The sequence below is a fragment of the Deltaproteobacteria bacterium genome, from assembly GCA_026712905.1.
Lineage (GTDB): Bacteria > Desulfobacterota > Binatia > UBA9968 > JAJDTQ01 > JAJDTQ01.
The window spans coordinates 1-4,447 of record JAPOPM010000087.1 but is presented as its reverse complement, the minus strand read 5'-3'; the positions used below and the strand labels follow the sequence as shown (position 1 = coordinate 4,447).

At 61.3% G+C, this 4,447-nt stretch carries 4 protein-coding genes and 1 pseudogene; 1 reads left to right on the top strand and 4 read right to left on the bottom strand.

The features are described from left to right. Positions 1-57: 57 nt before the first annotated feature. Together OXF11_06935 and OXF11_06930 are read right to left on the bottom strand one after the other, a co-directional pair. Positions 58-309, bottom strand: coding sequence for a hypothetical protein (locus tag OXF11_06935; GenBank protein MCY4486838.1), 252 nt, complete (start codon positions 307-309; stop codon positions 58-60). 627 nt (positions 310-936) lie between these two features. Next, the gene (locus OXF11_06930) at positions 937-2,103 is read right to left on the bottom strand and encodes an oxygenase MpaB family protein (protein MCY4486837.1); all 1,167 of its coding nucleotides are present in this window, start codon (positions 2,101-2,103) and stop codon (positions 937-939) included. 854 nt (positions 2,104-2,957) lie between these two features. Here OXF11_06930 and OXF11_06925 point away from each other — a divergent pair. Then, positions 2,958-3,137 carry a hypothetical protein gene (locus tag OXF11_06925; protein MCY4486836.1) on the top strand — a complete coding sequence of 60 codons (180 nt, stop codon included), beginning with the start codon at positions 2,958-2,960 and terminating at the stop codon, positions 3,135-3,137. Between the two features lie 388 nt (positions 3,138-3,525). On the opposite strand, the pseudogene OXF11_06920 reads toward OXF11_06925, so the two are convergent. Together OXF11_06920 and OXF11_06915 are read right to left on the bottom strand one after the other, a co-directional pair. Continuing rightward, a pseudogene (locus OXF11_06920) lies at positions 3,526-3,729 on the bottom strand (IS256 family transposase). A 533-nt stretch (positions 3,730-4,262) separates the two neighbouring features. Next, positions 4,263-4,447: hypothetical protein (locus OXF11_06915; GenBank protein MCY4486835.1), on the bottom strand; the 185-nt coding region annotated here is incomplete at its 5' end.

Here is a 4,447-nt window from a genome sequence, read left to right as displayed (position 1 = left end):
GTCAACCTGCCCGGGTGATCCCCAGGCTCGTAGAAGTCCAACACCGGGACCTGCCCGTCAAGCGTCCATGAACGCCTGTTTCCGGTCGAGTCCCTCCTTGTACCGCATCCACCCCTTGCCCGTGAGACAGACCCGGATGAACGGGGTCGTGGCCCTTTGAGCATGGTCCGTGGGTTCCACCAGCTTCTGTTCAATGAGGCTCTCGATGAGCGCGACGACTTCAGGCACGGCGTCCACGACCGCCTTGTGCCGCGGTCCCGCCACCTGGCGTCCGATGGTTTCCAGCAGTTCGCGCTCCTTGTGGGTCATGGGTGAGAGGAAGGCCCGGCGGGGGGTTGGCTCAACCCTGAACCCCGCAATCCGGAGCTTGGCCGCCGAGCCCTCCGAACAGGGCCTACACAACCACGCGATGTTTGACAAGGGTTCTGTCATCATGGCTTCCATGTGCATTCGGCCACACGGCCTTTGGTCCGGCGGAGTAACGGCATACCGTAGCGAGTTGGCGGTCGGGATGCGGCCGGCGCGCCTCGGATGCGCAACGGGGCATGTGAACGGGAGGTCAGGACCAGGTTGCAGCGGAACCGGTAAGGGTGGTGACGGGGCTATGACGGATGCGATCATCATGACCAATGCGTTGATCAACTCCGCCCCGCTGGTGGCGAACATCAATGATCCGGAAGTATGGAACCATGAGGCCCAAGCCGGTCGAAGTGACGCAACTGGGTGACGCGTTCGGCAAATTTCGTCGATCCGTCCTCAAGACGGAGGCCGACGCGCGTTCTTCTCCTCTCGCTAGTGCCTTCCGGTCACTGGACTTTCGAGCCATTCTTGCATCGGCCAGCGCCGCCAGTGACTGTGTCGTCCTTGTGGCAATTGTGCGGCGTCGGCACGCCGCCCGAGTGGGAAGGACACGAGCCGGTGCGGCGGAGCCGCCGCTCACCACTTGCTGGACCGCTCGTCGTGGGGGTGGTCGGGCAGCCGGTAACTCACGCCGGCGTCGTCATAGGCCGAGGCCTCGAGAAGCGTCGAGAAATTTCGCACCCTTTCCTTTCGGTACCACGCCTTCAACCGCTGAAGGTGCTGGTCGATGCGGTAAGCGAGCAAGGGGAAAGGCATTCCACCCTTCCTGGGGAAATTCAACTGATCGGCGAGCTTGTTGCCCACCAGCGCCCGCGAAATGGGGTAGATGACGTTCCTCACCAACTGACGCCGTTCTTCCGGATCAGTAATGTTCGCCACCAGCGGCGCGGAGTTGATCAACGCTTTGGTCATGATGATCGCATCCTCGGTAGGAGGAGGCTCACAAAGGGACCCGATCCGGTACCTGTGGAGTGCGTCGCTCTCGTCGGCAAAGAGGATGGTCTCGGGGATCCCCATGAGATAACCGGCGTAGCGCCAGACGTCGTGGAAACCGGCGCGCTCCTCGGCAGTGTAACGAGCTCCCAGCGCCTCCGAGTGTTTGACGGTGCGCGCCGCGAAACACGCGACCGCGTGGCCGGGGTGCGCGGCGCTGATCGGCACGCCGCAGACGTCGTGGTCCCATTCCGCGGTCTGTCCCAGCAGCCGCCGCACCTGCGCGTGCACGAACCGGATGCGAACCGACAGTTTCCAACCCTCGCCGTACCGTTCCAGCCCGCCGGGAAGGAATATCTCCATCTGATGACGGTTGTTCTGCTTGAGCCGCCAGACGCCGTTCTCGAATATCCGCCCGGTTTCCACGAAAGACTTGCTTATCAGGGTGGAAAACCCGTCAATCAGCACACCCGTGACGAAAGCCGAAAGGACGAGGACCGAGTTTCTTTGAAAGGCGCGGATGCCCGGGCCGAAGGCGTCGCGATCGAGCCAGTCCGGGTCAGGCTGCGGTGCGTCAATGAAGAAGTCGCGCAACGATCGCGGCGCATTGCGCAAACCGTCGCGATCCTCCTCCATCCCCGCTCGAACGAACTTGTGGATCTGTTCCGGGGGCAGCGACGCCATCTCTTCCACCACTGCGTCCATGACCGGGTCGCCTATACGGGTGTGGGCGACGTAGTTGTCCGCAGTCTCGCGGTCGACGGCGCGCGCTTTGGCGTAGCCGTCGACATATGCTGACGGGGGGTTCAACACTTCGGTGGCCTTCTCCCAACACCGTCAACTCTCAGGTGCGGGCTCTGCCACGTCCATTTGCGCCGACAATGTTCATCGACCACCTGTTGCATGGCATCTCGAAACCGGTGCAATGCTCTGAAATCGACCGGGAGAGTCCAAACGCCTCGACCGACGTCTTGGAGCGCCCGTAGGGTAGCGAAGAAAAGCAGCGCAAGACGGACGCCCGCGCGGCACGCGCGCAACGTTGCGCGGGGTTCGGAGGATTGGGGCAAAGCAGTCGAGTCCATCGAACATCACCTCGTGCGCGGACGGCGCGTCGCCGCCCGAGAGTGAGAGCCCCGCTTTGGGCGTCCCCGTGATCCGACCGCCGAACAACGCCACCCCGTAGGTCGCCTCCGCGCCGAGCCTCCGCGAAGCCTCGAAGCGTCCGTTGTCGTTGCTGCTCGAAGACCGTAGTGCGACCCTTAAACTTACACGTACCATATATGTTCATCGTGTGCTTTGACAATATATGGTAATTTTATCGTGTCTGCACGGAGAAGTGGATGCTCGACGGAACGGTGCCCATGATTCTCGACGATGGCACGATTTCATCAGGGCGTGGAGCTCGGCAAGGTGGCCCGGGCCCACGACGGCACGTGGGGGCATCTACATCACGTTCAGCCGCCACGACACCCAGGAGGGCCGGGTGCGCTTCTCCGGAGCCTCAACGAAGCTCTCACGACTATCCTGGCCGATGGCACATGGAAGACTGGTTGTGGACAACCTTGGGTGCGAAGGCTCGGTCCTTCCCTCCAAAGGTGCGGGTGGCTAGCTGCCTCTCCCGCCGCCGAGCCTTCGTACCCACGATTAAGGCTGGGAGCGTGAGCATGAAGAAGGGAACGAAATCCGCGATGCGCGTCGATGAGATCCGGGTGGAGGAAGTGGACAAGGAATACTTCGTTTGGCTCGACGACAAGATCCTGGTGCTCACCGCTCAGCAGGCGCAAATCATGATCGACCAGATCAACGCGGCCATTCGTGAACGCTGGAAGCCGAAGAGGTCTTGACAGCCATGATCAACGAAGCCCAACCAACGACTGGCGTTGCCTTAAAGAAGAACCGGTAGGGGTACATGACCAAATGCACCGTACTTGTAGCTGTTCTTGGCCTTCTTCTATGTGACTTAGCTTTTGGACAGACGCGATACTGCCAAAGCGTCGCCGGTCATGTCGCCGCAATCGACAAGGAGTCCCTCGATCTCGGGTTGTCCCTAATTGGGGACAAGGACTATGCCGCCTTCAGCAAGTTGATGGCACAGGGGCGTGCGACTATCCTGAAAGGTGGCGATCGTGTCCACTTGGTGTCTCCCGGTTTTCTCACAACTACATTTAGACTGCCAGGTAACCCAACCGTCCTATGGACCGTTGCCGAAGGAATCAGGTGTCGATAGGGGGTTAGGTCAGCGAGCTGACCTAACCCCCAGAGGCGTCGGCAGCGCTTCTGAGCACTTATGGCCAGTTGGTGCACCAAGCTCAAGGTGGTCTTGACGCTGAGGCAGTTTCGGGTCTTGGCAGTTCGTAGTCGAGTGGTGGCGAAGATCGACTCGATGGGGTCCGTGGTGCGCAGATGCTGCCAGTAAGCCGCGGGAAAGTCGTAGAAGGTGGCCTGGAGGTCGCACGATCAAGTGCGTTGCGTCGAGCGGCTCTTCGGATCTGTGGAATCCAACCTGACTGCCTCTTGAACTGAGGCACCACGCAAGGAAGGGGGCTCGGATGCCATATATTCACCCAGAGAATGTCACCGCACCAAGGGACCGCTGGCAACACCGGGACCCTCCAGCCATCTTGCACGACGGTGGTGAGGGATGCTGGTCTGTCGCGGAGGGAACCTACGACGAGCACCCAAGATTGGCGATTCGTTGGAATGGCGAAACCGGAAGGCCCTGGGGGTTCCCGTCAAGGGGTAGGATTCCCCTGTGGTTCATAGTGCCGCGGGGACTGGAGGACACGATACAGCAGGCCATAGATACAATCACCGAATAGCTTTGGGGTTATCTCGTCTGGTACATTGCCGGAACGACGAAAGCCAGCACCCACAAGAGCTGGAACGCTCGGACCTTACCGCGGCTTTCGGGGCGTCTCGGTAGCAAGGAAGCGCCAGTCCTTCTTCGGCGGTCGCCGCCTATCCGGGCGTCAGATGGCCATCATGACCGGAGCTTCGTCCCCGCCGCCACCCCGGTATCCCTTCAGGATGTCGGCGGCGATGCTGTCGGATACGCGGATGGCGGACTCGCGCACCGACTCCCGCGCCAGATGCGCGTACCGCGCGGTGGTCTCCACCTTCGTGTGACCCAGGAGCTTCCCGATCATGGTCAGCC

Bases quoted from the DNA above. Each gene is read 5' to 3' on its own strand.
- OXF11_06935 (MCY4486838.1), bottom strand. From the start codon at position 309: ATGACCCACAAGGAGCGCGAACTGCTGGAAACCATCGGACGCCAGGTG.
- OXF11_06925 (MCY4486836.1), top strand. From the start codon at position 2,958: ATGAAGAAGGGAACGAAATCCGCGATGCGCGTCGATGAGATCCGGGTG.